At 63.3% G+C, this 25,829-nt stretch carries 27 protein-coding genes and 2 pseudogenes; 16 read left to right on the top strand and 13 right to left on the bottom strand.

What is annotated here, in order from left to right:
* The first annotated feature begins 88 nt into the window (after window positions 1-88).
* The gene (gene tsaA / locus NKH01_RS15995) at window positions 89-613 is read left to right on the top strand and encodes a tRNA (N6-threonylcarbamoyladenosine(37)-N6)-methyltransferase TrmO (RefSeq protein WP_352998764.1); all 525 of its coding nucleotides are present in this window, start codon (window positions 89-91) and stop codon (window positions 611-613) included.
* Window positions 610-921: a DUF2293 domain-containing protein gene (locus tag NKH01_RS16000; protein WP_352481556.1), complete on the top strand. Its 312-nt coding sequence runs from the start codon at window positions 610-612 to the stop codon at window positions 919-921. The genes tsaA and NKH01_RS16000 overlap by 4 nt, the downstream gene beginning before the upstream one ends.
* A gap of 108 nt (window positions 922-1,029) precedes the next feature.
* On the opposite strand, the gene NKH01_RS16005 is transcribed toward NKH01_RS16000, so the two are convergent.
* The 7 genes from NKH01_RS16005 to NKH01_RS16035 form a co-directional block, all read right to left on the bottom strand.
* Window positions 1,030-1,575: a gluconokinase gene (locus NKH01_RS16005; RefSeq protein ID WP_023721230.1), complete on the bottom strand. Its 546-nt coding sequence runs from the start codon at window positions 1,573-1,575 to the stop codon at window positions 1,030-1,032.
* 5 nt (window positions 1,576-1,580) lie between these two features.
* Window positions 1,581-2,567, bottom strand: a complete 987-nt coding sequence (locus NKH01_RS16010; RefSeq protein ID WP_023721231.1) for an ABC transporter permease — start codon at window positions 2,565-2,567, stop codon at window positions 1,581-1,583.
* Complete coding sequence (locus NKH01_RS16015) at window positions 2,564-3,544, bottom strand: ABC transporter permease (protein WP_023721232.1); 981 nt, start codon at window positions 3,542-3,544, stop codon at window positions 2,564-2,566. Before NKH01_RS16015 ends, NKH01_RS16010 begins: the two co-directional genes overlap by 4 nt.
* Window positions 3,541-5,082, bottom strand: coding sequence for a sugar ABC transporter ATP-binding protein (locus NKH01_RS16020; RefSeq protein WP_353021073.1), 1,542 nt, complete (start codon window positions 5,080-5,082; stop codon window positions 3,541-3,543). Before NKH01_RS16020 ends, NKH01_RS16015 begins: the two co-directional genes overlap by 4 nt.
* Window positions 5,083-5,162: 80 nt before the next feature.
* Entirely contained in the window at window positions 5,163-6,287 is a 1,125-nt protein-coding gene (locus tag NKH01_RS16025; protein WP_352481560.1) for a sugar ABC transporter substrate-binding protein, read from the bottom strand.
* 302 nt (window positions 6,288-6,589) lie between these two features.
* A complete protein-coding gene (gntR, locus tag NKH01_RS16030) occupies window positions 6,590-7,618 on the bottom strand; it encodes an HTH-type transcriptional regulator GntR (RefSeq protein WP_352481561.1) in 1,029 nt (342 codons plus the stop codon).
* A 168-nt stretch (window positions 7,619-7,786) separates the two neighbouring features.
* Window positions 7,787-9,019 carry an MFS transporter gene (locus NKH01_RS16035; RefSeq protein WP_353021075.1) on the bottom strand — a complete coding sequence of 411 codons (1,233 nt, stop codon included), beginning with the start codon at window positions 9,017-9,019 and terminating at the stop codon, window positions 7,787-7,789.
* Window positions 9,020-9,195: 176 nt separating this feature from the next.
* Between NKH01_RS16035 and NKH01_RS16040 the strand changes: the two genes are divergently transcribed.
* The 4 genes from NKH01_RS16040 (at window position 9,196) to mocR (ending at window position 12,391) form a co-directional block, all read left to right on the top strand.
* Window positions 9,196-9,483 carry a DUF3175 domain-containing protein gene (locus tag NKH01_RS16040; protein WP_023721237.1) on the top strand — a complete coding sequence of 96 codons (288 nt, stop codon included), beginning with the start codon at window positions 9,196-9,198 and terminating at the stop codon, window positions 9,481-9,483.
* A gap of 118 nt (window positions 9,484-9,601) precedes the next feature.
* Window positions 9,602-10,513, top strand: a complete 912-nt coding sequence (iolE, locus tag NKH01_RS16045) for a myo-inosose-2 dehydratase (RefSeq protein WP_353021077.1) — start codon at window positions 9,602-9,604, stop codon at window positions 10,511-10,513.
* A gap of 200 nt (window positions 10,514-10,713) precedes the next feature.
* Window positions 10,714-10,920 carry a LacI family DNA-binding transcriptional regulator gene (locus NKH01_RS16050; RefSeq protein WP_023721239.1) on the top strand — a complete coding sequence of 69 codons (207 nt, stop codon included), beginning with the start codon at window positions 10,714-10,716 and terminating at the stop codon, window positions 10,918-10,920.
* Between the two features lie 4 nt (window positions 10,921-10,924).
* Window positions 10,925-12,391: a rhizopine catabolism transcriptional regulator MocR gene (mocR, locus tag NKH01_RS16055; RefSeq protein WP_352908844.1), complete on the top strand. Its 1,467-nt coding sequence runs from the start codon at window positions 10,925-10,927 to the stop codon at window positions 12,389-12,391.
* Between the two features lie 165 nt (window positions 12,392-12,556).
* Here mocR and NKH01_RS16060 read toward each other — a convergent pair.
* Both NKH01_RS16060 and NKH01_RS16065 read right to left on the bottom strand, forming a co-directional pair.
* Window positions 12,557-12,999: pseudogene (locus NKH01_RS16060) on the bottom strand (SRPBCC family protein).
* Between the two features lie 170 nt (window positions 13,000-13,169).
* Complete coding sequence (locus NKH01_RS16065) at window positions 13,170-14,414, bottom strand: DegT/DnrJ/EryC1/StrS family aminotransferase (protein WP_023721241.1); 1,245 nt, start codon at window positions 14,412-14,414, stop codon at window positions 13,170-13,172.
* A 364-nt stretch (window positions 14,415-14,778) separates the two neighbouring features.
* Between NKH01_RS16065 and NKH01_RS16070 the strand changes: the two genes are divergently transcribed.
* The 5 genes from NKH01_RS16070 (at window position 14,779) to NKH01_RS16090 (ending at window position 20,018) form a co-directional block, all read left to right on the top strand.
* Window positions 14,779-15,753 carry a polysaccharide deacetylase family protein gene (locus NKH01_RS16070; RefSeq protein ID WP_353021081.1) on the top strand — a complete coding sequence of 325 codons (975 nt, stop codon included), beginning with the start codon at window positions 14,779-14,781 and terminating at the stop codon, window positions 15,751-15,753.
* Between the two features lie 67 nt (window positions 15,754-15,820).
* Window positions 15,821-16,789 carry a rhizopine catabolism ABC transporter substrate-binding protein gene (locus NKH01_RS16075; RefSeq protein WP_023721243.1) on the top strand — a complete coding sequence of 323 codons (969 nt, stop codon included), beginning with the start codon at window positions 15,821-15,823 and terminating at the stop codon, window positions 16,787-16,789.
* A gap of 148 nt (window positions 16,790-16,937) precedes the next feature.
* Window positions 16,938-18,053, top strand: coding sequence for an ABC transporter permease (locus NKH01_RS16080; protein ID WP_352788727.1), 1,116 nt, complete (start codon window positions 16,938-16,940; stop codon window positions 18,051-18,053).
* Between the two features lie 14 nt (window positions 18,054-18,067).
* The gene (locus NKH01_RS16085; protein WP_353021083.1) at window positions 18,068-18,880 is read left to right on the top strand and encodes an ATP-binding cassette domain-containing protein; all 813 of its coding nucleotides are present in this window, start codon (window positions 18,068-18,070) and stop codon (window positions 18,878-18,880) included.
* Window positions 18,881-18,911: 31 nt separating this feature from the next.
* A complete protein-coding gene (locus NKH01_RS16090; RefSeq protein ID WP_353021086.1) occupies window positions 18,912-20,018 on the top strand; it encodes a Gfo/Idh/MocA family protein in 1,107 nt (368 codons plus the stop codon).
* A 27-nt stretch (window positions 20,019-20,045) separates the two neighbouring features.
* Here the strand turns inward: NKH01_RS16090 and NKH01_RS16095 are convergent, their stop codons facing one another.
* Window positions 20,046-20,819, bottom strand: a complete 774-nt coding sequence (locus tag NKH01_RS16095) for a FadR/GntR family transcriptional regulator (RefSeq protein ID WP_352481570.1) — start codon at window positions 20,817-20,819, stop codon at window positions 20,046-20,048.
* A 30-nt stretch (window positions 20,820-20,849) separates the two neighbouring features.
* The gene (locus tag NKH01_RS16100) at window positions 20,850-21,851 is read right to left on the bottom strand and encodes a LysR family transcriptional regulator (protein WP_353021088.1); all 1,002 of its coding nucleotides are present in this window, start codon (window positions 21,849-21,851) and stop codon (window positions 20,850-20,852) included.
* Window positions 21,852-21,961: 110 nt separating this feature from the next.
* Here NKH01_RS16100 and NKH01_RS16105 point away from each other — a divergent pair, with 110 nt between their 5' ends.
* The 3 genes from NKH01_RS16105 to NKH01_RS16115 all read left to right on the top strand — a co-directional run bounded on the left by NKH01_RS16105 (window position 21,962) and on the right by NKH01_RS16115 (window position 24,088).
* A complete protein-coding gene (locus NKH01_RS16105) occupies window positions 21,962-22,576 on the top strand; it encodes a nitroreductase family protein (RefSeq protein ID WP_352788592.1) in 615 nt (204 codons plus the stop codon).
* Window positions 22,573-23,430, top strand: a complete 858-nt coding sequence (locus tag NKH01_RS16110) for an EamA family transporter (protein ID WP_353021091.1) — start codon at window positions 22,573-22,575, stop codon at window positions 23,428-23,430. The genes NKH01_RS16105 and NKH01_RS16110 overlap by 4 nt, the downstream gene beginning before the upstream one ends.
* Window positions 23,431-23,599: 169 nt before the next feature.
* Window positions 23,600-24,088, top strand: a complete 489-nt coding sequence (locus NKH01_RS16115; RefSeq protein WP_023721251.1) for a nucleoside deaminase — start codon at window positions 23,600-23,602, stop codon at window positions 24,086-24,088.
* Window positions 24,089-24,162: 74 nt separating this feature from the next.
* Here the strand turns inward: NKH01_RS16115 and NKH01_RS16120 are convergent.
* Window positions 24,163-24,267, bottom strand: a pseudogene (locus NKH01_RS16120) (IS5/IS1182 family transposase); the annotation flags it as partial.
* A 58-nt stretch (window positions 24,268-24,325) separates the two neighbouring features.
* Here NKH01_RS16120 and NKH01_RS16125 point away from each other — a divergent pair.
* Window positions 24,326-24,697, top strand: coding sequence for a hypothetical protein (locus NKH01_RS16125; RefSeq protein WP_352815688.1), 372 nt, complete (start codon window positions 24,326-24,328; stop codon window positions 24,695-24,697).
* A gap of 61 nt (window positions 24,698-24,758) precedes the next feature.
* Here the strand turns inward: NKH01_RS16125 and NKH01_RS16130 are convergent, their stop codons facing one another.
* Complete coding sequence (locus NKH01_RS16130; RefSeq protein ID WP_352815686.1) at window positions 24,759-25,241, bottom strand: MarR family winged helix-turn-helix transcriptional regulator; 483 nt, start codon at window positions 25,239-25,241, stop codon at window positions 24,759-24,761.
* A gap of 108 nt (window positions 25,242-25,349) precedes the next feature.
* On the opposite strand from NKH01_RS16130, the gene NKH01_RS16135 reads away from it, so the two are divergent.
* Window positions 25,350-25,754 (top strand): VOC family protein, encoded by a 405-nt coding sequence (locus tag NKH01_RS16135; protein ID WP_352815684.1) that lies wholly within the window; start codon window positions 25,350-25,352, stop codon window positions 25,752-25,754.
* Window positions 25,755-25,829 lie beyond the last annotated feature (75 nt).

Raw genomic sequence — 25,829 nt, forward strand, 5'->3', positions numbered from 1 at the left:
AGGCTTGCAAGCGCTATGTCGCTTCCGGACAAGAAAATGACGCATGCGTGGCGGATCGCGCAAAGCCGCAAGCATCGAGGCGAGAACCATGTTCGAAACGCGCAGCGGCGAAAAGCTTCTGGAAACCGACCCGGAAACGATGCCGCCGGATGGCCATGTCGTCTTCATCGGCCGCATCGCTTCGCCTTGGACGACACGGGAGACTTGCCCCAAAAACATGAGGGCCGCGCGGGAGACGGGACAGCCAGCGCACTTGGTCATCGACCCGCTCTACCGGGATGGCCTGCTTGGGCTGGAACGCGCCAGCCACGTGATCATCCTGTCCTGGCTGCACCATGCGCCGCGGCAACTGATTGTCCAGAAACCCCGCCATGCAGTTGAACCGAAGGGCGTCTTTTCGCTGCGCTCCCCTGCCCGGCCGAACCCAATTGGGCTGCATGTCGCCAGGCTGGTTGCCGTCGACATCGATATCGGCCGCATCGATCTCGACGCCATCGACGTGCTCGACGGCACGCCGGTCATCGACATCAAGCCTTATTTCGCTTCGACCGATGCCTTCGCCGAGGCGACCATGGCCGGGCGGGACGAGTCACCCAGACCGGATGAGCAGTGAGCGCCCCGACCGGCCGCCGCCGCGCTATCGCCAAGGCGCTGACAGCGCTCCTGCCGCTGGCGCCCTATGCCGACATGGAAAAGATCCGTGCCGATGCCGGCGCCGTGCATATGAAGACCTTGCCGCCGAGCATTGCCGTATGGCTGGCGACAATAGCCCACATCCGCCATATGCACACCGACTACGAAAAGCTGCTGGCCGAAGGCTATGACCGCGATTCCGCGCGCTTCTTCGTCATCGAACAGACCAACATCGTGCTCACCCGCTGGCGCGCCACCCGCTTGCTCGACGATGGCGATGAGGCATAGAGCGATGCAAGCACACGCGTCGAGTTCTACGCTCTTCACCATTGTGATTGGCGAAATCCAGGGATGACAGCCAATCTCCAAAGTTGCAGGACTGAACGAGGCGCTAAACTAGCGTGCCAGCAAGCTCAAGGCAGTCGCGACGATGTCGGCGACCGGACGCGTGCCATCCAAGGTTATTGCCGCCTCGTCCGTCGCTGGCGCCTCCAGCGTGGCGAACTGGCTGTCGACCAGGCTTGCCGGCATGAAGTGGCCCTTGCGATTGCCGACGCGCCGCATCGCCGTTGCCGGGTCGATCTCCAAATAGACGAAAACGATATCCGGGCAAAAGCCGCGCAGGCGATCGCGATAGCTGCGCTTCAGCGCCGAGCAGGCAGCGACCACACCTTGCCCGCTTGCGATCGAGGCGGCCATGCGCTGGCCGATCGCGTCGAGCCAGCCCTCGCGCAGCGCGTCGGTAAGCGGTTGTCCGCTCGCCATGCGCGCGACGTTTTCGGGCGGATGCAGCCTGTCGCCTTCGATAAAGAGGGCGCCCAATGCTGCTGCAAGCGCGTCGCCGACGACCGACTTGCCGCATCCGGCAACGCCCATCACCACGATGGCGGGTATCGTTCGAACAGTGCTCGCCGGCTTATATGACACGTCGTTCCCGGTCATGCAGGTCAGCGGCTTGCCGGCGCGCGGCCATAGAGCAGCAGCATAGCGACGATGACGACGCCGTAGATGATCTGCCGCCCCGCCTCCGGCATCTGCATGACGGAGAGAATTGATTGCAGGAGCGTGATCAGGATGACGCCGGCGACGGTACCGAGATAGGAGCCCCGCCCGCCGAGGATCGAGGTGCCGCCGAGCACCACGGCGGCGATCGACGGCAGCAGATAGGCATCGCCCATCGACTGTGCCGCCTTGGAGGCATAGCCGGCCAACAGCACGCCGCCGAAGGCCGAGAGCCCACCGGAAACCGCAAAGGCGATCATCACCACGCGCCGTGTGTCGATGCCGGAAAGATAGGCGGCACGCTCGCGGTTGCCGATGCCGTAGACAGTGCGGCCGAAGCCGGTGCGGGTCAGCACGAACACCATTGCGGCGCCGATCAGCGCCCAGATGAGAACTGCGTTCGGCACGCCAGGAACGGCAAAGCCGGTCGCCAGATAGCGCATCGCACCGGTTGCCGAATCCTGCGGCGAGAAACCGCCCGTATAGACCACCATCAGCCCCTGCGCGACCGCGTTGGTGGCGAGCGTGATGATCATCGAGGGAATGCGCAGATAGGCGACGCCAATGCCGTTGACGATGCCGATCAGGACACCGCAGAAGATGCCGAACGGAATGGCAAGCGCCACGCCGACAGGGCCGTACGCGGCTGCGGCACAGGCCATCATGGCGCCGACCGCCACCGACCATGGCACCGACAGGTCGATCTGGCCGAGCAGGATGACCAGCATCATGCCGGTGGCGATGACGCCGAGAAACGAGGCCACCTTGAGCTGCTGCAGCAGGTATTCAGGCGACAGGAAGCTGCGCGAATAGAGGCTGCCGAGCAACAGCAGCAGCACGATACAAGCGAACGCCGTCAGCACCGCCGGGTCGGCGCGGCGAAGGAATTTCGGCATGCGGCCGGCGAGACCACTTACAGTCGTTTCGCTCACAGGAACCACTCCAGCCGGTTGCGGACCCGAAACAGGGCGAAGGCGCCGAGGCTGACCGCGATCAGCAGGATCACGCCCTGGAACAGCGGCTGCCAGAGCGGATCGAAATCGAAGACGAACAGCAGGTCGCCGATGGTGCGGAAGGCGAGCGCGCCGAAGATCGCGCCGATGGCGCTGCCCTTGCCGCCGAACAGCGACACGCCGCCGAGCACGACCGCGGCGATTGAAAACAGCGTGTAGGCGTTGCCGCTCGCATAGGCCGCATCGCCGGTATAGGTGAAGAACGTCAGGAACAGCCCGCCGATCGCGGCAAGCAGCCCGGCAAGCGCATAGGCGGCGAACTTTCCACGCCGGATCGGCACGCCGGACATGTAGGCCGCCATCTCCGAGGAGCCGGCTGCATAAGCGGCGCGGCCGAGCACCGACCGGCTGAACGGCACCCAGACGACAAGCACGACCGCCACCAGCGCCACCAGGCTCGCCGGCACAATACCAAACAGGCGCCCGGTCAGCGCGTCGGCGAGCCCCTCATTGACCGAGCCGCCCGGAAACGGCCGCAGCAGCAGCGCGATGCCGAAATAGACCGCGCCGGTGGCGATGGTGGCGACGATCGGCTGCAGGCGCCCATAGATAACGATGGCGCCGTTGATTGCCCCGCACAGCAGCCCGGTGCCGAGCACGGCGATGACGCCGAAGGCGGTCTCGATGCCGGTGCCGACGACCAGCCACGACGCCAGGCAGTTGGTCAGCGTGAAGATCATGCCGACGGAGAGGTCGATGCCGGCGGTGATCACCACCAGCGTCTGCGCCATGGCGACGAAGGCGAGCAGCACGCCCTTGTTCGAAGCCGTCTGTACGACGTTGGCGGTGAAGCCCGCCGGATGGTTCGAGGTGTAGATGACGAACATGACGACGAAGATGCCGAACGCCAGCAGCGTTCCGCGCTGTTCGGCAAGCCAGTAGCGCCAATCCTTCACGCGTCCGCTCCTTGCTTTGGCATCTCTTCGTGAATGTTGAGCGCGCTGGCGATCAGCGCCCGCTCAGTGATTTCGGCGCCGACCAGTTCACGCTTTACCGCGCCGTCATAGAGCACCAGCACCCGGTCGCAGCAGCCGATCAGCTCGTCATAGTCGGTCGAATAGAACAGGATTGCCGCGCCGCCGTCGGCAAGCTTGCGCATCAATTGGTAAAGCTCCTGCTTGGTCCCGACATCGATGCCGCGTGTCGGATCGTTGAGCAGGATGATGCGCGGCTGCCGCATCAGCCATTTGGCGATGACGACCTTCTGCTGGTTGCCGCCGGACAGCGCGCCGACCGGAATGTCGAGGCCGGCCGTCTTGATCGCCAGAAGACCGACCATGTCGTCGATCAGCCGCTGCTCGGCGGCGCGATCGATGATGCCGGCCCTGGACAGCCGGTCAAGGGCGGCGAAGGAGAGGTTTTCGCGCACCGTCATCGGCAGCATCAAGCCTTCGGTCTTGCGGTCCTCCGGGATCAGCGCCATGCCGATCCGGTCATCGCGCGCGGCGGCCGGGCTGGCGATCGCCACCGGCCTGCCGTCGATCAGGATTTGGCCCGACAGGCCGCGCAGCACACCGAAGAAGGCGAGCAGCAATTCGCGCTGGCCCTGGCCGTCGAGGCCGCCAAGCCCTACCACCTCGCCCGCCCCGACCGACAGCGAGACATCGTGCAGCCGATCAGTCCATGACAGGCTGCGCGCCTCGAGAGCCGGCGTGGCTGCAGCAGCCGCCCGCGCGGGCTTGGGCGGAAAGATGTGGCTGTATTCGCGCCCGATCATCAGTTCGACGACCTCATTGTCGCTCTTGGTGCCGGCCGCATAGCTGGCGACATTGCGGCCATTGCGGAACACCGTGCACTGGTCGGCCAGCTCGGCGATCTCGTTCATGCGGTGCGATATGTAGAGCAGCGCCAGCCCTTCCGAACGCAACCGCTTCAACACGGCAAAAACCCTGGCGACGTCAGCGGCGGTCAGCGCCGAGGTCGCCTCGTCGAGGATCAGGATGCGTGGCTTGCGCGCCAGTGCCTTGGCGATCTCGACCATCTGCCTTCTTGAAAGAGGAAGATCCTTGACCAGCGCCAGTGGATGGATATCGGAGGCGCCAGCGCGAGCCAGGGCTTCTTCCGCAACGCGGCGCTGTGCCTTGCGGTCGATCATGCCGAAACGCTTGGGCGGATCGGAAATGGCGATGTTGTCAGCCACGCTGAGTTCGGGGACGAGCGACAGTTCCTGGAAGATGCACACGATGCCGGCCTGGTTGGCGGCGGCCGGCGAAGCGAAGGTCACTTCGCTTCCGTCCAGCATCATGCGGCCTTCGTCGGGCGCGACGACCCCCGCCATGACCTTGATCAGCGTCGATTTGCCGGCGCCGTTCTCGCCGAGAATGGCGTGGATGCTGCCTGGAGTGACCGACAGCTCGGCCTTTTCCAGCGCCCGCACGCCGCCATAGCGCTTGGATATGCCTTCCATGCGGAAGAGCGGAACCGCACCGTCCATCGGCCCTCCCCAGGCGCTTGGCAATCAGGATGTCGAGCGCCGACGCCGCGGGATTTCCCGCGGCGTCGGGCTGTTGGAGCTTACTGGTTTTCCTTGCTCTGGCCCATGATTTCCTGCGCCGTGAAATTGATGCCGCAGGTCGGGAAGGAATTGCCGACGAAGAAATTGTCGGACTGGTCGGGGAAGTAATCCTGGCCTGCCTTGAAGTTCGGATCCTCGACGATCGCCAGCGGCAGCTTGACCGCTTGCGGCACGACCTGGCCTTCAAGTGCCGCAATCGCTGTCTTGATGGCAACCGCAACCTGGGCCGGGCCGGTACCGGCCGACGAGCATTTCAGGCCGTCAGCGGCGAACTTGGCGCAGAATTTGCGGAAGCCATTCTCCGTCTCGCCGCCGAACGGCACGAACGGATGCTTGGCATCGATCATCGCCTGCACGATGCCGGTATCGCCGCCCTGCCCGGTAACGCCGTCGAAGGGACCATTGGTGGCAATGGCGTCGGCCGAAGCCTTTTGCGCAACGCCGTCATCCCATTTGCCGACGACCTCGGTGACATCCCACTTCTTGCCGGACGCGTCGAGAACCTCGTGGATGCCGTTGTGACGGTCGGTGTCGACGGACGTGCCGGCGACGCCGCGCACTTCCAGCACCTTGCCGCCGTTCGGCACGTGCTTGACCAGCCAGTTGCCCCACAATTCGCCAAGGCCTTTCTGGTCGACATTGACGTTGATGGCATCCTTGGTGTCGAGGATGTTGTCGAAAGCGACCAGCACGACGCCGGCTTCCTTGGCCCGCTTGATGACAGGGCCGAATGCGGTCGGATTCTGAGCGTTGACGACAATCGCGTCATAGCCGGAATCGATGAAATTGTTGATTGCCGAAATCTGGGCCGGCACGTCTTCGCCGGTCGAGACCACCTTGAATTCCTTGAGCTTGGCTGCGACCTCCGGCTGCGCTGCATAGGCCTTCGCCGTCTGCACCATCTGGATGCGCCACGTGTTGGCGATGTAGCCGTTGGCCAGAGCGATGCGGTATGGGCCGTCTTTTTTGGGGAACTTGAAGAACTGCGTATCGGCAGACCAGGGCGCGAAGCACTCAGGCTCGGCCGATGGCCCCTTGACGATTTCAGGATCGGCGATCGCCGACGAGCTCAGCATGACAAAAGCAGTGGCGGCAACGATACCGCCAACGAGTGACTTGATCATCGAATATTCCTCCCAGTTGCAGTTTTGTTTGTTGTTACGTCGATGAATTTGCGCGTTCCCGGCCCGGCACCTCCCGCCTTACCCGTTGCGCGTTCAGGTGGCCGAATGCCGACCCGATTTCCTCCTTTATTGCCCGGCTAATCCCGCAAAAAACTATCATATTATACATAATAAACAAGCATGAGCTGTCGCTTATGTATAATAAACAGACTCCGCTCTTCGAGGCGAAATTCCGACCGTGGAAAGTGGTAGCGCTACCATGACGTTATGTAAAGCGCCATTTACATTGCGTTGAGCTCGCTTCAGCGCGCCGTGCTTTCACGTCGCTTGAGTTCGAAGCCGAGGTCGACGACCCGCTGCTCCGGCCTGTTGCCCTCGATAGCCGCAAGCGCCATAGCGACAGCCCGCCGGCCGATCTCGTAGCGATAGGTCCGAACGCTGGTGACCGACGGGAAAGCAACCTCCATCATGTCCAGATCGTTGAAGCCGACGATGCCGATCGTCTTCGGCACGGCGATCGAAGCGCGATGGCATTCGAACAGCACGCCAAGCGCGATATCGTCATTGTTGCAGAATACCGCGTCGAGGCTCGGCACCTTGGCCAGCGCGTCGCGGAACAATTCGCGGCCGAGTGTCACGCTGGAGGGCACCGGCGTCGTGGTCGTGAGCCTCGGATCGAACAGGCCGGCCGCCTCCATCGCCGCGCGATAGCCGGCAAGCCGCCGCTGCGAACGCGGATCCATGCGCGCGCCGATGAAGCCGATCCGGCGATAGCCCGCCTCGATCAGATGTTCCGCCGCCGCCTTGCCGCCCTCGAAATGTGAGAAACCGACCATCATGTCGACCGGATCGGGCCCGGTCTCCATCACCTGCACCACCGGACAGCCTGCCGTTTCCAGCAGTTTTCGCGAGGCCGGCGTCTGGTCGATGCCGGCCACGATCAGCGCGGCCGGGCGTTGCGGGCCAAACACCTGCAGCAGCCGCTCTTCCTCGAGGCCGGAATAGTGGGTGTTGCCGAGCTGGATGCGGAAAGGGCCGTCCGACAGGCTGTCGTAGATGCCGCGCACCACTTCGGCAAAGACGTTGTTGGTAAGCGACGGTACCAGGACGCCAAACACCTCGGCGCGCGCCGAAGCCAGCGCCCGCGCGTTCGGGTCGGGCACATAGCCGAGCTCGTTCACCGCAGACTCGATCTGGCGGCGCAGATCTTCCGAGACACGCCCCGGCTCACGCAAGGCGCGCGATACGGTAATGGCGCCGACGCCGGCCTTGCGGGCGACGTCGGCGATGGTCGGGCGGCCGCCGCCGCGGCGCGAGCGCGGCTTGATCACTATACTCGTCCCGACGCCGGGCAACCGCCCAGACGCGACCGTGAGACGATGTTCAGGGTCTTTGCCACTGCTGCCTTGCCAACCCGTTGCCACACCTTGTCTGGCGTCGCGCAGCCTTCGGCTATTGTCAAGCGACGGCCGGAGAGACTGTGCCCGTATCGCCGTGCTTCAGGCCGTCACAGCAGCGCTGCGGCGGGCCTTCCACAGCAGCAGCGCCATGGCCAAAATGTTCAGCAGGTTCCAGGCAATGCCGTTGAGGAACGCGGCGGCATACGAACCGGTCAAATCGTAGATCCAGCCCGACATCCAGCCGCCAATAGCCATGCCGAAGATGGTCGCCATCATAACGATGCCGACGCGCTGGCCAGCCTCTTTGGCAGGCATATATTCGCGCACGATGATCGCATAACAGGGCACGATGCCGCCCTGCGACAGGCCGAAGACCAGCGAGACGACATAAAGCGAGGCCAGCCCGTCGAACGGGATATAGAACAACAGCGACAGGCATTGCAGCACCGAGCCGATCAGGAGGGTTTTCACGCCGCCGATGCGATCGGCAAGGAAACCCGAGCCAAGCCGGCTGACGACGCCGGCCGCCAGCATGATCGACAGCATATCGGCGCCATGCGCCACGCCGTAGCCGAGATCCATGCAATAGGCGACGATATGGACTTGCGGCATCGACATCGCCACGCAGCAGCCGAGCCCGGCGACGATGAGCAGCGCCTGCAAGGCCGCCGGCGACAGCGAGATCGGCTGGACCACGCGGCTGCCCGGCGATCCGGGAGCCGCCTGGGGCGGTGCGCCGCGCCGGAGCAGCAGGATCAGCGGCACCATGGTGACCAGGCAGACGACACCGATCGCGGCATAGGTGAAGCGCCAGCCTTCGGTCTGCATGACATAGGGCATCGCCGTCGGCCAGATCGCTCCGGCGAGATAGTTGCCGGACGCGGCAGCCGTCACCGCAACGCCGCGGCGCCGGTTGAACCAGTGCGAGATGTCGGCAATCAGCGGCCCGAAGATCGCCGACGAGCCGACGCCGATCAACAGGCCCTGGACGAGGGTGAACTGCAGGATCGAACTGGTCAGCGACGCCAGCAGGAAGCCGGCGCCAAGTGTAATCGCGGCAATCAGCGCCGGAACCCAATACCCCACGCGGTCGATGGCGCGGCCGAACAGCACATTGCCGGCGGCAAAGCCGACCATGGTCGCAGTATACGGCATCGAGGCAGCGGCGCGATCGACGCCGAATTCTGCCTGCACGGCGGGCAGCACCACGACCACCGCCCACATGCCGACCCCGCCTATGGTTGCCAGCAGCATCGAGACGCCGAGCCGTATCCAGGCATAGGCACTGTCGATGCCGGAACTTGCTGCCTGGTTTGAGACGATGGGGGTCAAGAACGTTTCCTGTCCGCAGTTCTTAAATCGGCGGTTCTGACCACTATCAGCGCATTCGCATCGCGGAGCAGCGCCACGACGGGCCAATCCGTGGCTCCAGGGATTCGGGCCGAAGTGGAACAGTGGCGCACCATAGGGCGTTTTCTTTTCGAACGAGCTTGTGGAAGGAGTTTGCCATGACCGCGCAACGGAAATGGTCTGCCGACGTCACCGAGCATAGCGACGCGCTGGATCTCGAGGAGCACATCTTCGAATCCCACGATCCGAGGAAGATCGCCGCCTCGCTGAAGCGGTCGGCCGAGCACAGCGACCGGCGCAAGGCGGGGCCGTTTCAATCCGCCATGTCGATGCTGAATTTCTACATCAACCGCGCCGGCAAGAACCTGCCGGCGGCGCAGAAGAAAGTGCTGGAGGACGCAAAGGACGAACTGCGCGTCCTTTTTGGCCGCCCAAAGGAAGACTAGAATCGGTCACTATTGATTGGTTCTGCCAAATCAGGCTGAACTGGACCTAGTGACAGGGCCTCTTTGTCGCCAGTCTGCAGACTGGCTTGCATTCGCAAGCCTGCAAAAGCCTGGCGTCATGACGGTCAAGATCGGCATCAATCCCATCACCTGGAGCAATGACGACGTCCCGGCGCTTGGCGGCGACACGCCGCTGCAGACCTGCCTGTCCGAAACCGCACAGGCCGGTTATCGCGGCACCGAGCTCGGCGGGAAATTTCCGCGCCAGGCTGAGGTGCTTGGGCCGCTCCTGTCCTCCTATGGCCTGGAACTCGTCTCCGGCTGGTATGATGGCCGCATCCTCGACCGTACGGTCGAAGAGGAATTCGCGGCGATTACCCCGCATCTGGCGTTGCTGCGCGACCTCGGCGCCAAGGTCGTCGTCTATGCCGACACCTCGCGCGGTCGCCATGACGGCATTTTCGCACCGATCTCCGAGCGTCCGCGCCTCGCCGACGGCGACTGGCGGGCCTATGGCGAGAAACTGACCGCCCTCGCCGACAGCATGGCCGCATTCGGGGTCGGCATGGCCTTCCACCACCACATGGGTACCTTCGTCGAGACGGACGATGAAGTCGACAGGCTGATGGCGGCGACGGGCCGAAGCGTCGGCCTTTTGTTCGATACCGGCCACTGCCTGTTTTCGGGCGGCGACCCGCAATCGCTGTTGCAGCGGCATCTCGACCGTATCGTGCATTTCCATTGCAAGGATGTTCGCACGGCGGTGCTGGAAAAGGCACGCCGCGAGGACATGAGCTTCATGGCGGCGGTAGTGGACGGCATTTTTACCGTGCCCGGCGATGGCTCGGTCGATTTCCTGTCATTGCTGAAACCCCTCGCCGCGCGCGGCTATGAAGGTTGGATCGTTGTCGAGGCTGAGCAGGATCCGGCCAAGGCGCATCCGCTGACCTATGCCAGCAAGGGCTATTTCTCGCTGCTCGCCACCGCCCGGCAGGCCGGCTTCGAAGTGGCGACGCGGCAGGCAAACTGACCGGCCCGCATTGCGAGCCGGAGGAACATAATGGGCGCGCGCCTCGATGGGGTTAGCGACGCGAATGCGCCCGGCGATCCGCGCCGCCTTGCTCCCTGCGCGGCGCGGATCGCAGAATCCCGGCTCTGGATTTCAAACCCCGACGTTCGAGCTTGAGGCCGGCCGGAAGCCGTGCCTTGATGCAACCGAGGAGGAGCGACATGGCTTTCGAAGCTGCGCTTGGCATGGAACGGCTTTGCACCATCCGGGAGATTGCCGAGAAGGCGGAACTTGGCGCCGCCACCGTTCATCGCGCGCTGAAGAACAGCCGCGAGGTCCACCCCGAAACCAGGCGACTGGTGCTTGATACCGTCTGTCGGCTCAACGAGGAAAAGATCGCCCGCGCCGCCCGGTTCGTCGGGGGATAGTGCCTTGGCCGACCACATGCGCCTTTCCCTCGACATCATGTCGGTCGACCGCGCTTCGGAAGAACCGATGCATCGTCAGATCTACGCCGCCTTGCGACGCTTCATCCTTGACGGCCAAATCCCGCAGAACACGCTGCTGCCGTCGACGCGCTCGCTGGCCGAAGATCTGAAGGTCGGGCGCAACACGGTCATCGCCGCCTATGACCAGCTCCTCGCCGAAGGTTTTATCGAGGCGCGTGCCGGATCGGGCACCTGGGTAGCGCCGATCCAGCAGAACCGCCCCTTGGCATCTCTGCGCGCCGGACTGGCAGCGCCGCAAAAACTGTCGCGGCGCGGTCAGACCATCGTCAACGGCCCGCAACCGCCGCGTAATGCCGGCGTCATTAATTTCCATCCGGGCGTGCCTGAAACGGCGTCGTTTCCGTTCACCATCTGGTCAAGCCTTCTGGTGCGTAATGCACGCAGCCGCGACGAGAGCCTGCTTGGCTATCTCTCCTTTGCCGGCCACCCCGGCCTGCGTCAGGCCATTGCCTCGACCATCGGCCTGTCGCGCGGCATCAGCTGCACCGCCGACCAGGTGATCATCGTCACCGGTGCACAAGCAGCACTCGATCTCGTCTCGCGCGTGCTGATGGACGAAGGCGACCATGTCTGGATGGAGGAGCCCGGCTATCTCGGCGCCAAGAGCGCCTTTCTCGCCAGCGGCGCCAGGCTGGCACCGTTGAAGGTCGACCGGCGTGGCTGGCATCTTGCCGATCCGGAGCTGCCGCCGCCGCGGCTGATCTATGTGACGCCATCCTGCCAATGGCCGTTCGGCACCATCATGCGCATCGAGGAGCGATTGCAGTTGCTCGACATCGCCGAACGCAACGGCGCCTGGATCGTCGAGGATGACTATGACGGCGAATACCGGTTCCGCGGCCGGCCGGTGCCGGCGCTGCGCGGGCTCGATCATGCCGACCGCGTCGTCTATATCGGCAGCTTCGGCAAGACGCTGATCCCGGCGCTGCGCATCGGCTATCTGATCGTGCCGCGCGAACTGTCGGTGCCGTTCGACCGGGCGGTGAGCATCACCGGCCAGTTCGCGCCGCTGATCCTGCAGGCAACGGTCAACGATTTCATCACGCAGGGCTATTTCGCCACGCACCTCAAACGCATGCGCCGGCTCTACGCGCGCCGGCAGGCGAACTTCGTCAAGCTGTGCCAGGAGCATCTGGCGGAATGGCTGACCGTCACGGAAAACGATTCCGGCATGCAGCTGCTGGCGAGCTTCGTCAGGCCCTACAAGGACAGCGACGTGGTCGCCGCCGCCGTCAAGGAGGGGCTCGACGTCCAGGGCATCTCGATCAACTACCATTCCACAGAACCCGAGCACGGCCTGCTGCTCGGCTATGCGGCAATGGACGAACGCCAGATCCTGCGCGCGGTGCTGGCGCTGCGCGCCGCGTTCCTAAGGTTGGACAGAAGCTAGAGCCAGGCTTCCCCAATCCGGGCTTTCCGGCGCCGGCGCATGTTGCCTGGCAAGATCGGGAATCCCTAGGATCCCGGCTAGCGACGCCGATGCAGCCACGGCCGCGCCCGCTTCGCTCTCTTGGCGCGAAGAGATCGCCCCACGGATCAGCCGCGCGCGCTTACCCTACTGCTTGATCTCGGGTTCGACGAGTTTCGCCAGATTCGCAGCGACTCCTGCCAGCCGAGATAGCAGGCCTCAACCGGGATGGCATCTGGAATACCGGCCTGCGTGATATTCACTTCGGTGCCGACCGACACTTTCTTCAATGTCACGGTCACCTCGATCTCGCCGGGCAGGTTGGGGTCGTCGAACCGGTCGGTGTAGCGCAGCTGCTCATTGGGCACGAGCTCGACATATTCGCCCCCGAACGAGTGGCTGTCGCCGGTGGTGAAGTTGCGGAAGGACATTTTGAACGTACCGCCGACTTTCGCCTCGAAGTGATGAACCGTGCAGGTGAAGCCGTTCGGCGGCAGCCATTTCGCAAGTGCATCCGCTTCGAGGAACGCGCGGTAGACTTTCTCCGGGCTGGTTGTCAGAACGCGGTGCAGACGTACGGTGCCGGGCATATCGTTAATCCTCCGTGGTTGGTGATCGATGCCCCTAGGACGAGCGGGAGCCCGGCCTATCCGACACGGGCCTGCGGATTTTTTGACGACCGGTTATGCCGGCCGGAATCCCCGCCCGGCCGCCGGACAAGGAACTCGGCCGCAGGGTAGCAAACCGCGTCGGAACTGGTCTAGTTCACACTGTCGAACTTCTGCAGATCAACCGGTGCCGCTTTGCGCAATTCGACATCATCCAGCGAAGCATTTTCCAGCGCCACCCGCGCCGCCGCGTCGATGTTGTGGATCATGTCCTGAATATCGGTATCGTCATGCGCCGGGTTCATGGCGATCATCACCGTGCGATTGAGGATGTCGAGCGAGCGCTTGCCGAGGTCGTCGGCGTAATCCAGCCGCAGGCCCTGGTTCTCGGGCAATGCATAAGGATTGAGCGCCGGATGATGCGCCCCTTCATGCATCAGCACCTGGTCCCACTGGGTGAAATTGTGACGGCCGGTCTTGCCGGCAACGACGCTCGGAATGGTCTTCGAAAAAGTCTGCGCCGCCTGCTCGCTCGGCAGTAGGTACATCACCTGTGCGGCGCAATCGTCGTCCGGGCTGTTCATCGGCGACGGTGTCAGACCGAGATTGCCGAGATGGCGGGTGCCGGCCAGCACCATCTTCTTCTCGGCGCGCATCGCCTCGATGATGCCGTCCAGTCGATCGAGTTGGACGTTGAGCATCGCCCCCATCAGTTCGGAAGCACGCGCGCCGATGCCGGCGAAGGGTTTGATGCTGTCGCTTCTGCCCTGCCAGTAGAAATGGCAAGGGTCGATGGCGCAGCGCGCCCGCTCCGCCACTTTCGGGTCGCTGGTGGCAATGCCGCCGCCCTCGCCCGAGGTCATGTTCTTGAAGTAGTTGAAGGAATAGGCGCCGGCATGGCCGATCGAGCCGAGCTTGCGGCCCTCATAGCCGCCGCCGATGCCTTGGCAGACATCCTCGAGCACCAGCAAGCCGCGCTTGGCAGCAATGTCCATGATCGCATTCATGTTGCAGGCCGCGCCCCACATATGCACCGGGATGACCGCCCTGGTGCGCGGCCCGATGGCATCGCGCAAGGCGACGGGATCGATGGTCAGGCTCTCGTCGATGTCGACGATGACGGGAATGGCCCCGACCGACAGCACCGCGGTCGCTGTCGCCATATAGGTGTGCGCGGGCACCAGGACCTCGTCCCCCGGACCGATGCCGAGCCCGATCAGGCCGGCCGCGAGCCCATAGGTGCCGCTGGCGGCCAGTGCGAAATGCTCGACGCCAAGATGCTGCGCATAGCGGGCCTCGAAGCGGTCGCATTCGCTGTCCTTGCCGTAACGAAACAGCGCGCCCGAGCGGATCACCCTGGCAATGGCTTCGATTTCCTCTTCGCCGGCGGTGTACATGGCAGGCCTCCAAGTTACTTGGTAGTTTGGGTCACTTGGTAATGTGGGTCGCTTGATGGTGTGGACAGCTGTAGGCTTGTGGGCACAGTTTGGAAGAACCACTCCGCCGCTATTCGACCAAGCCATCTGCGCCCGGAAGACGGTTCCTATGAGTGGTTTTGAACCCTGATTGGGGAAATCGGCAGCTAAGTGTCTCAGCCGGCAGGCAAATCGTACCCATCCGAATTCGCCAAAGTGGCCCTGTCGGAAAGCCAGCTTTCGGCGTTCCATTCCGGCCAGTTGGGCAAACGGTTGGTTCCATGAAATACGGGACACACTTTGGAAGACCCTCGAGACCGGCGCGCCGGCGGAAAGGCCGACATTCGTGAACGCCGCCGGCTCCAGCAAACGGATCGTGCTCCACGAGGACGATGTCGGCATGTGCCACGGCGCCAACAGCGCCTTTCTCGAATTGAACGGGCTAGGTGTCTGCAGTTCCGGCGCGGTGATGGTGCCGTGCCCGTGGTTCCTCGAAATGGCCGAAAGCGCCGCAGCCAACCCTGGCCTTGACCTTGGCGTCCACCTGACGCTGAACAGCGAGAAACAGCACTACAAATGGCGGCCGCTGACCGCGCCGTCGCGGGCGGCCGGCCTGACCGACGAGTTCGGCTTCTTATGGCCCGACGTGGCGACCACGCGCCGCAAGGCGGTGCCGCAGGCGGTCGAGGCCGAGCTTCGCGCCCAGATCGACACCGCCTATCGCGCCGGCATCGACGTCACCCACCTCGACGCGCATATGGGCGCAGCATTGTCGCCCGAATTTTGCGACATCTACATCAAGCTCGGGCTCGAATATCAGCTGCCCGTGCTGCTGACCAAGACCCTGTCCGCTTATTCCCCCAACGACAATCTGGTCGGCGTCACCGAGGAGGCGTTCCAGCGCGGCGTGGCGCTGGCCCGCGCCGGCGGCTTTGCCATTTTCGACGCCGCCATCCAGACGACCTGGGGCCGGCCGCGCTCCAGGCCGATCGAGCCCGTTTACAAAGCGCTCATCGAGGGTGTGCGCGAGGGCCTGACTTTCTTTTGCCTGCATTGCAACGCGCCCGGTGAACTCGAGCTGATCGAGCCGCGCTCCGCCTATATCCGCACCCAAGAGTACGAGCTGTTCCGCGACCAGGGCTTTCGCGACTGGCTCGCCGCACAGCCGATCGATGTCATCGGCATGAAGCCGTTGCGCGAGGAGCTTCGCGCAGCACTCTCGGCCGGGCGATCGTCAACATCAGCCCGCGGCAACAACGCGGGCGAACAGCGATTGACGTCGGCAAAGGCCCGCAAAGCGGCCACCCGATCCGCGACGTGAGCCGATCGTCGCGGCCGGAAAACGGCGCCAGAGGGATTGGAACTGCAACGACAAATGGGAGAATAAGATGAAAACTCTTCTGAAAGCGGCATTGGGCGCCTTCGTCACGGCGGGCCTGATGACAGGCATTGCATATGCCGCGGGCCTCAAGGATCCGAAGGACGTCCACATCACGTTCGTCGTGCATGGGTCGGCGTCCGATCCCTATTGGTCGGTGGTCAAGCGCGGCGTCGATGACGCGGCCGCCCTCACCGGCGCCAAGGTCGAATATTACGCGCCGCAGGTCTTCGACGTGGTCGAGCAGGCCCGGCTTCTGGACGCCGCCATCGCCACCAAGCCGGACGGCATCGCGGTCTCCATCGCCGACGCCAATGCACTCGGCAAATCCGTCAAATCCGGGCTTGCCGCCAATATTCCGATGGTGGTTCTGGATTCCGGCGAGAAGGAAGGCGCCGAGCTCGGCACCACGCTCTATGTCGGCACCGTTTCCGAATATGATTCCGGCAAGAAGGCCGGCGAGCGGCTGGCCAAGGAAGGCACGCTCAAGGTCGTCTGCATCAACCACGAGGTCGGCAATGTCAGCCTCGACCAGCGCTGCCAGGGCCTCAATGACGGGCTGAAGCCATCCGGCGGCGGCACCGAGGTTCTGGCCGTGGCGCCCGATCCGGCCGACATCCAGCGCCGCACCGAAGCCTATCTGTCGGCGCATCCCGACACCCAAGCCGTCTTTGCGCTTGGTGCCACCGCCGCCAATCCGCTGATCCCGATGTTCCGCGACAAGGAACTGTTCGGCAAGCTCAAGCTCTACACTTTCGACATCAGCCCGGAGGTCCTCGACTCTGTCGTCGCCGGCGAAATGGGCTTCGGCATGGACGCCCAGCAATATCTGATGGGCTATCTGCCGGTGATCTATCTGGTCGAGCAGGCGACGCACGGCTTCTGGCCGCAGAACAACGCCTATACCGGGCCGCTGTTCATCGACTCGCCAGAAAAAGCCAAGGCGATCCTGGCCCTCGCCAAAGAGGGCATCCGCTAGGCCAGCACTCCGACGGAACGGGAGAATGCGCCAGGCGCTCTCCCGATCCGTTCGAAGATTGCGAATTGAGCGATTGGAGAGCCTAATGGCGGTCGTGGAAGACAAGGCGATACCTCCGGGCGAACTGAAGGCGACCGACCGCTTCGGCATGACGTCGAAGCGGGCCGCCGGCGCCGACGAGCGGCTGGCCAGCACCGGCAAGCTGACCCAGTGGCTGCGCCGGCCGGAAGCCGGTGCTGCCGGCGGGCTGCTTGCGACGATCATCATCTTTGCGCTGCTGCCGGGCGCGGCGAACCTCTATTCGCTGCAGGGGTCGATGACCTTCCTGACGCTGTCGGCGGAGCTCGGCATCGTCGCCACCGCAGCAGCACTTCTCATCATCGCCGGCGAGTTCGACCTTTCGGTCGGCTCCATGGTCGGCTTTGCCGGTGTCGTCATCGGGCTGACGGTGAAATACTGGGGCCTGCCGTTATGGGGCGGCATCGCCTGTGCCTTCGCCGTTGCCATCCTCACCGGCTATCTCAATGGCCTGATCGTGGTGAAGACGCGCCTGCCCTCCTTCATCGTCACGCTCGCCACGCTCTATATCCTGCGCGGACTGTCGATCGGCATCACCCGCGCCGTCACCGGCCGCACACAAATTCCCTACATCCTCGAAGGCGCACCGGACCCGGCGACGGCTGGCCTGTTCAACGGCCATCTGCTCACCGGCCTGTTCCACTGGATGGGCGCGCAAGGCTGGATCGGCACCCGCAGCGACGGCATTCCCTTCGTCGCCGGCATTCCGATGTCGATCGTCTGGTGGCTTGGCCTGACGGCGCTGGCCGGCTACGTGCTCACCCAGACGAAATACGGCAACTGGATTTTCGCTACCGGCGGCGACCTGATCGCCGCCCGCAACGTCGGCGTGCCGGTCGATCGCGTCAAGATCAGCCTGTTCATCTACACCGCTTGCGCGGCGACGCTGCTTGCCACCATCCAGGTGATGGAGGCGGGCTCCGCCGACACCACGCGCGGCCTGCTCAAGGAGTTCGAGGCGATCATCGCCGCCGTCATCGGCGGCGTGCTGCTCACCGGCGGCTACGGCACAGTCTATGGTGTGCTGTTCGGCGCGCTGATCTTCGGGCTGGTGCAGATGGGCATCTTCTACACCGGCATCGACACCGACTGGTTCAAGGTCTTCCTCGGCATCGTCATCCTGATGGCCGTGCTGGTCAACAACTACATCAGGCTGAAGGCGCTCGGCCGCGGAGGTGGCAAATGACCGAGCGGGCCCAAATGAGCGAACCCGCAATGGAACTGCGCGGCGTCAGCGTCAATTTCGGCTCGGTGCGCGCGCTCCAGGACATCGACATCAAGGTCTATCCGGGCGAGGTCCACTGCCTGCTCGGCGACAACGGCGCCGGCAAGTCGACGCTGATCAAGGTTCTGTCCGGCGTCTACCGGCCGAGCAAAGGCGAAATCCTGGTCGACGGCAAGCCGGTCACCTTCCGCAGCCCGCGCGACGCGCAGGAGCTCGGCGTGGCAACGGTGTTCCAGGACCTCGGCATGATCTCGCTGATGTCGATCACCCGCAACTTCTTCCTCGGCCGCGAACCGACCAAAAGCAGCCTGCCCTTCTCGCGCATCGACAAGGAGCGCGCCAACACTATCGCCAGGCAGGCAATGGCCGATATCGGCATCGATGTGCGCGACCCGACGCAAGCCGTCGGCACGCTGTCGGGCGGCGAGCGCCAGTCGGTGGCGATCGCCCGCGCCGTGCATTTTGGCGCGCGCGTGCTGATCCTTGACGAGCCGACCTCGGCACTCGGCGTCCACCAGGCGGCGATGGTGCTGAAGTTCATCATCGAAGCACGCATGCGGGGCCTGGCCGTGATCTTCATCAGCCACAACATCCACCATGCCTATCCGGTCGGCGACACCTTCACGCTGCTCAACCGCGGCCGCAATCGCGGTACCTACGCCAAATCGGACATCTCGCGCGACGAGGTCATCTCGATCATGTCGGGTGGCGAGGATCTGAAGGCGGTCGAGGCGGAGATTGCCGGCCTGCTCGCCCAGATCGGCAACCGGCCGCCTGCGGCGGCTTGAGCTGACAATCGGACATCGCGGGGATGATGGCATGAGCAGGTTACGCGTCGGGGTCGTCGGCGCCGGCATGATCTCGCAGGTCGAGCATATTCCCAATCTGCTGCGCCTCGGTGAATTGTTCGAGCTGGTCGGCGTCGCCGACCCCTCCAGGATTTCACGGCAGTTCGTCACTGACACCCATGGCATCGCCAATTTCGAAACGATCGACCAGCTCTTCGACCAGCGCCTCGACGCGGTAGTGATCGGCTCGCCGGACCCATTGCATCACGAACAGGTGCTGGCGGCGCTGGCGCGCGGCCTGCATGTCTTTTGCGAAAAGCCGCTCTGCTATTCCCTGGCGGAAATCGCCGAGATCGTCGCCGCGCGCGATGCCGCCAGGAAAATCATGCAAGTCGGCTACATGAAGCGCTTCGATCCGAGCTACCGGCTGGCGCTCGCTTCGCTGCCGGGGGCATCGAGCACGCTGCGCTCGGTCTCGGTGGAAGTGAACGATCCCGACGCCTGGCCGTTCATCGCCCACCTGCCCTACAGGCGCGGCACCGATATCCCGAAGGACATGGTCGCCGCTGTCGCCGCCAAGCAGAAGCGCCAGGTCGAACAAGCCATTGGCGTGCCTTTCACTGATCTCGCTTTCCGTGGATTTACCGGCGCTTACAGCTCGGCCTTGATTCACGATGTCAATGCCGTCCATGGCCTGCTCGACGCGCTCGGCGTGCCAGACGGCGAAGTCGTCGGCGCGCAGATCTTCGCCAATGGCGACGGCGGCCAGGGCGCCGTCAGGCTGCTGGACGGACAGGCGCTGTGGACCATGACGCATCTCACCGTGCCCAAGCTCGCCGACTACAAGGAGCGGATCACGCTGTTCTTCGACGATGCCAGCCTGGAGCTCGAATTCCCCTCGCCCTGGCTCAACCATCATCCGACCCGGCTGACGGTGACGACCTCGCACGGTCACACGCTGTCGAAGAAAGATTTGCGCGCTGGCTACGCGGAAGCCTTCGTCGAGGAGATGCGTGGCTTCTGGGCGGCGATCGTCAATGGCGACCCCGTCGTCAACCCGCCCGAACACGCCGCCCGCGATCAGGCCTTGCTGCTCGGGCTGACCCGGCGGCATCTCGCGACCGGACCGTTCGACTGAGCACTCAAACCGGGAGCCGAACGGCGGCTACCTGGACTTGATGACGCCGTCGGTATTGGCCAGCAGCTTGCGCACTGCATTGCGTGCCGCGTCCGGCCGCTGCAGGCGGATGCTCTTCTCGATTGCCTCATGCAGCCTCTGCGCATGCTGCAAATCGTCGAGTTCCCGGGTCGTAAAAGCGAACAGATGATCGAACGCCGATTCGATCAGCACGCCGAGCGGCACCAGCAGATCATTGCCCGAGGCGCGCAGGATGGCGAGGTGGAACCGCGTGTCGGCGCGGGTGCGCTCCTGCAGGTTGGTCGCCTCGCCCATCTCGCGGCAGGCCTGGCTGATCTCGGCCATCTGCTCGTCGGTGCGCCGCATCGCGGCAAAAGCGCTGGCCTCCGGCTCGATGATGTGGCGGAATTCCTGCACCGTCCGGAGGAACACCTCGCGGTCCGGCGAGGTCGCGTACCAGGCCAGCACGTCGCGATCGAGCAGGTTCCAGCGCTCCTTCGGCTCGACCCAGCTGCCGATTTTGGGACGTGACGCAAGCAGGCTCTTGGCCATCAGCATTTTTATGGCTTCGCGCACCGCCGAGCGGCTGACGTCGAAGGTCTCCGACCATTTGGCTTCGTTGGGCAGGATGGTTCCCGGCGGATAATCGCCGCGCACGATCCTCAGCCCGATTTCGTTGGCGAGCGAGGCATGCACGCTCGACCCCGGCATGCGCGCCGCATCGGCGCGGCGAATACCGCTCGTGCGTTCGGCGAACGCCTCGGCCGCTGTCTTTCCCTTATTCGGCTTCGCGTCCTGCATGGCTCCACAAAGTCCGGATTTGGAGGCGTGTCAAGGAGATGAAATCGACGGCAATATCTCGGTTTGATTTTCCGTATCCGTCGCCTCGCCGACACCGCGCTTTGCCGGGCGTTCACGCCGGGGAGGCACGAACGGCTTCTCTTGGTCCCGACTGAATTCCTCGATCAGGAAATCAAGGAAGACGCGGATTTTCGGGGCAAGATGCTGCCGTGCCGGATAGACCGCGTAGAGTGTGGTTTCGACCTTGTCCCAGTCATCCAGAGCCGATTGCAGCCGGCCTGCTTTCAGGTCGCTTTCGACATAGGGATAGGGGATCAGGCTGACGCCGAAGCCGGCGCGCAGCGCATCGCGCACGGCAAGGCTCGAGGAGACCGAATATCGTCCGTCGATGGCGATCCGCTCGCTGCGGCCGTCCTTGCGGAATTCCCATATGTCCGCATGCCCCGAGAGGCTGAACCGGATGCAGTTGGCCGCCTTCAAATCGGCAGGCGTTTGAGGCCGGCCGTGCTGCTCGAAGTAGGCAGGAGCTGCACAAAGCACGTGCGGCATGACCGCAAGCTTTCTGGCGACCAGGCTGGAATCCTCGAGATTGTCGCTGCCGCGAATGGCAAGGTCAAATCCCTCCCGCACGATATCGACGCGCCTGTCATCAAGATGCAGGTCGAGTTTCAAATCGGGATAGCGCGATAGAAACGCGGGAATGGCAGCCGAAAGCCGCGTCAACGTGACAGTCATCGGCGCGCTGACCCGCAACGTGCCGCTCGGCGCCGTCTTGATCGGGCCGAGGACCTGGTCGGCCCTGGCCAGCGCATCGAGCCCCTGCGTGACATGCTCCAGATAGATCCTGCCTTCTTCGGTCAGGGCCATCCGCCGCGTCGTCCGGTTGATGAGCCGGACCCCCAGATGCGCCTCCAGCTCGGCGATGTTCTTGCTGATCGCGGGAGGCGAGAGACCGAGCCGCCGTCCGGCTTCGGCAAAGCTGTTCAGTTCCGCCACATGACGGAAAACCTGCAACGCAGTCAGGCGATCCACTGCACCATTCTCTCCCAGTAAACAATGTCTTTCAATTGTCACATATTATCGTCTGTTGGTAAATTCCATATCTGCTTCCCGAACAACTTTCTCAATTTCGGAATGATATGATGACCAACCCCACAATCTCCCTTATCGAGCGACGCATGTCGGCCAATCGGTTCGATGCCTCGTACGCATTGACGGATGCCGAGGTCGAGGAACTGGCACGTCTCGCAACCCGCGCGCCAACCGCCTACAACCTTCAGAACTGGCGGTTCATCGCCGTGCGGACGCCGGAAGCAAAGGCGCGGTTGCGCAGCGTGGCCCATGGCCAGGCCAAGGTGCAGGAAGCAGCGGTCACCTTCATCGTCTGCGGCGTATTGCCCGACCACGCTGCCCTCACAGCAAGGCTGCATCCTTTCGTGCAAGCCGGCTTCATGCCGGCGGATATGGCTTCGGGCTGGCAGGAAGGCGCCCGCGCACAATATGCCGATCCTCGGGCAGCCCGCGACGAAGCGGTGCGCTCGGCAACGCTTGGCGCTGCAACGCTGATTTTTGCAGCCGAAGCGCTGGGGCTCGTCGCTGGTCCGATGGGAGGCTTCGATGCCGAAGGCGTGGCCCGCGAGTTTGGCCTTGGACTGAATGAAGTGCCGGTGATGCTCATCGCGGTCGGCCGCGCCGCGCCCGGCAACTGGCCGCAAAAGCCGCGCCGCCCTCTTGCCGAAGTACTGGAAATCTTATGAAAACGTGCCGTTTCGATCTGTTGCTGACAGCCATTGCACCCGCGATATGGGGCAGCACCTATATCGTCACCACCCAGTTCCTGCCCAACTTTTCGCCGATGACGGTCGCAATGCTGCGTGCCTTGCCCGCCGGATTGCTGCTGCTGGCGATCGTTCGGCAACTGCCAACGGGCATCTGGTGGCTGCGCAGTTTCGTCCTCGGAGCCCTCAACATCTCGATCTTCCTGAGCATGTTGTTTGTCGCCGCCTACCGGCTTCCGGGCGGGGTCGCCGCGACGGTGCTGTCGGTCCAGCCGTTGATCGTGATTTTCCTTGCCGCTGCCCTGCTTGCCAGCCCTGTCCGACCGTTAGCGATCGTCGCTGCCCTTGTCGGGATCGCCGGTGTTGCATTGCTGGTGCTGACCCCGAACGCGACGCTCGATGCGGTCGGCGTTGCCGCCGGCCTCGCCGGGGCGGCCTCCATGGCCTTCGGAAGCGTATTGGCCCGTAGGTGGCAACCGCCAGTATCGCTGCTTACCTTTACGGCATGGCAGCTGACTGCCGGTGGTCTGCTTCTCGTTCCGGTGACGCTGCTTTTCGAGCCTTCCATCCCGCTCCCGACCGGCACCAACCTGCTTGGACTGGCGTGGCTCGGCCTGATCGGCGCGGCGCTGACCTATGTCCTCTGGTTCCGGGGCATTGCGCGACTGGAATCCGCAGTGGTGTCATCGCTGCTTTTCCTCAGCCCGGTGACCGCCGTGCTGCTTGGATGGGTATTCCTGGATCAGACACTGACCTTGCCTCAAATCGCCGGCGTCGTTTTCGTCATCGGCAGCATCTGGCTGGCTCAACGGCCCACCGGCAACGAGTCCTGATGCATGTCGCTCAAAAGTGTGCAGCGGGTTTGCGATACGACATGCATCAAAACAAGAACCTGAAGCGCGTAGCATGAGGCCGGTCGAACGCGACGCGTTTTAGGCCGCCGACTTGTGTCGGAGGATTGTTCGGCACTATGGTCCAGCGGCATAGCCGGAGGATCCGCCGATGCCACAACGCCCCTATGATGAGCGCCTGCTCCGTCAGGCGTTCGAAGTCGCGCGCAAGGCCCGCGATGCCGGCGAACATCCCTTTGGTTCGCTCCTCGCTGACAAGGACGGCAATGTTTTGCGCGAGCAGCCCAACGCTTACAAAGCCGGCGGGGGCGACCGCACCGCTCATGCCGAAAGGCTGCTGGCCTCATGGGCGGGGATGAATTTCAGTCTCGAAAAGCTGGCCTCCTGCACACTCTACACTTCGGCCGAACCTTGCGCGATGTGCTCCGGCACAATCTATTGGGCGGGCATCGGACGGGTCGTCTTTGGCCAGAGCGAACATGACCTCAAGGCATCGACGGGTGCACATGTCGAGAATCCTACACTCGACCTGCCCTGCAGGATCGTCTTCGAAGCTGGGCAGCGTCCGACTGAAGTCGTCGGTCCGCTGCTTGCCGATGAAGCGGCGCAACTCCAGGCCGAATTCTGGAAAGACAAGTAGGGTTCAGGACTCGTTGATGCAGAGGCAGAGGCGACTGCTGACGTGGACTACGACCTAGGACGTAGACTCATGTCGTTTAGCACCCGCCGATCATCGACGCGCGGCACCCCTCGCGGCTTGTTGGGCAACAGCGGCTCGATCACGGGCCATCCGATGTCGGTCAGATCATATCGGCTCATGCTGAGCCTGAATCAGATTCCTCCGCAATATGAAAGTCCCGGTCGGAAAACGACCCCATTGCGGACCTACGCCCAACAAGGATATGTTGCCGCCGCGCGCGTAGGCATCCCGCTTCACCATCGCGCATGTTCCATGAAAGCAAAGAATAGATTCGACTCGCTCATGCACGCGGTCTGTGTTGGTCATGGCTATTGTGGAGGAAGGCACGGCGACAAGTTCATGCATGTCACCGATTTTATTCCTCAAGCCGGTGATGTTACAGCGGATCAATTCGTGGAATGGGTATTTCTAGCTGAATATGAGAATGAAAGTGAACGAATGTCTCCCAGGTGGGATCGGCATCGCCAGAGGATACGAGACTTTTTCGTTGAGCATATGGGATCAGACGTCGTCGATGCCAGCCAACTAAAATGGGGCGTGAAGGGCTAAGCCAACCCCTTTACTCTGCTTCCCACCCATCACGGTCATACCGCATTTATGAGTTTACGGCTTAGAGGCCGGTGAGCAATTTCTTAAGTAGAGCATTAAGAGTTTCCTGCTCCGCCGGCGTCAGCACGGAGATTAATTGCTCTTCCAGCGCCACCATTGGACCAATCAAATCGTCGATCGCGCGCTTGCCGCCAGTCGTCAGCGCAATTTGCTTGCCGCGCCGGTCGTCGGGATCGGGGCGTCGTTCAACCAGCCCGGCGCGCTCCAGCCGGTCCAGGCGGCTCGTCATGCCGCCCGAGGAGATCATTGCCGATTCGTAGAGCTGAGTGGGTGAGAGCATATAGGGTTCACCGGCGCGCCTGAGCGGCGTGAGCACATCAAACTCACCTACATTCAGCCCTGCGTCTTTGAGCAACGGGTTCATGTGATCGCGGATAACCCGCGCGGCGGCATCAAGCAGACGACCTACCGTTTCAACAGGCAGCAACGGAAGATCGGGGCGCTCGCGGGCCCACTCCTTAGCTGCGGCCTCGGCGCGATCCATGGCAAATGTTCCCTTGGCAAAATGTATCTTGCAATCAAGATACATTGCATCTACTTACATCGCAGCGAGATAATAACTCAGCGCGCGCCCCTGGAGAAGGAGAAATCGATGCCCAAAATGATTTTCGTGAACCTGCCTGTCCGTGACCTGTCGGCGTCGACGGCGTTCTACGTGGCGCTAGGCGGCACTGTGAACCCGCAGTTTTCTGGCGAAAAATCCACCTCGCTCATGTTCTCGGACACGATCGGGGTGATGCTCCTGACCCATGACCACTACCGCGAATTCACCACACGCCCAATCGGCGACGCACGGCGCGACAGCCAGGCAATGATCGTCCTCACTGTCGATAACCGCGACGCCGTCGATGCAACACTGACCAGCGCGGTTGCGGCGGGCGGTCGCGCCGATCCCAACCCGGCGCAGGATCTTGGCTTCATGTATAACCGCCACATTGAAGACCCAGATGGCTACGTCTGGGAAATAGTCTGGATGAACCAGACGGCGAACGCCTGAACGTAGGGTGTGGGCGCATCGATCGTAGCGGGTCCTGAGCCCAGCCTCATGACCAGCAATTGCGGGCTGGCCCAG

The organism is Mesorhizobium sp. M1403 (assembly GCF_040317695.1).
Classification (GTDB): domain Bacteria; phylum Pseudomonadota; class Alphaproteobacteria; order Rhizobiales; family Rhizobiaceae; genus Mesorhizobium.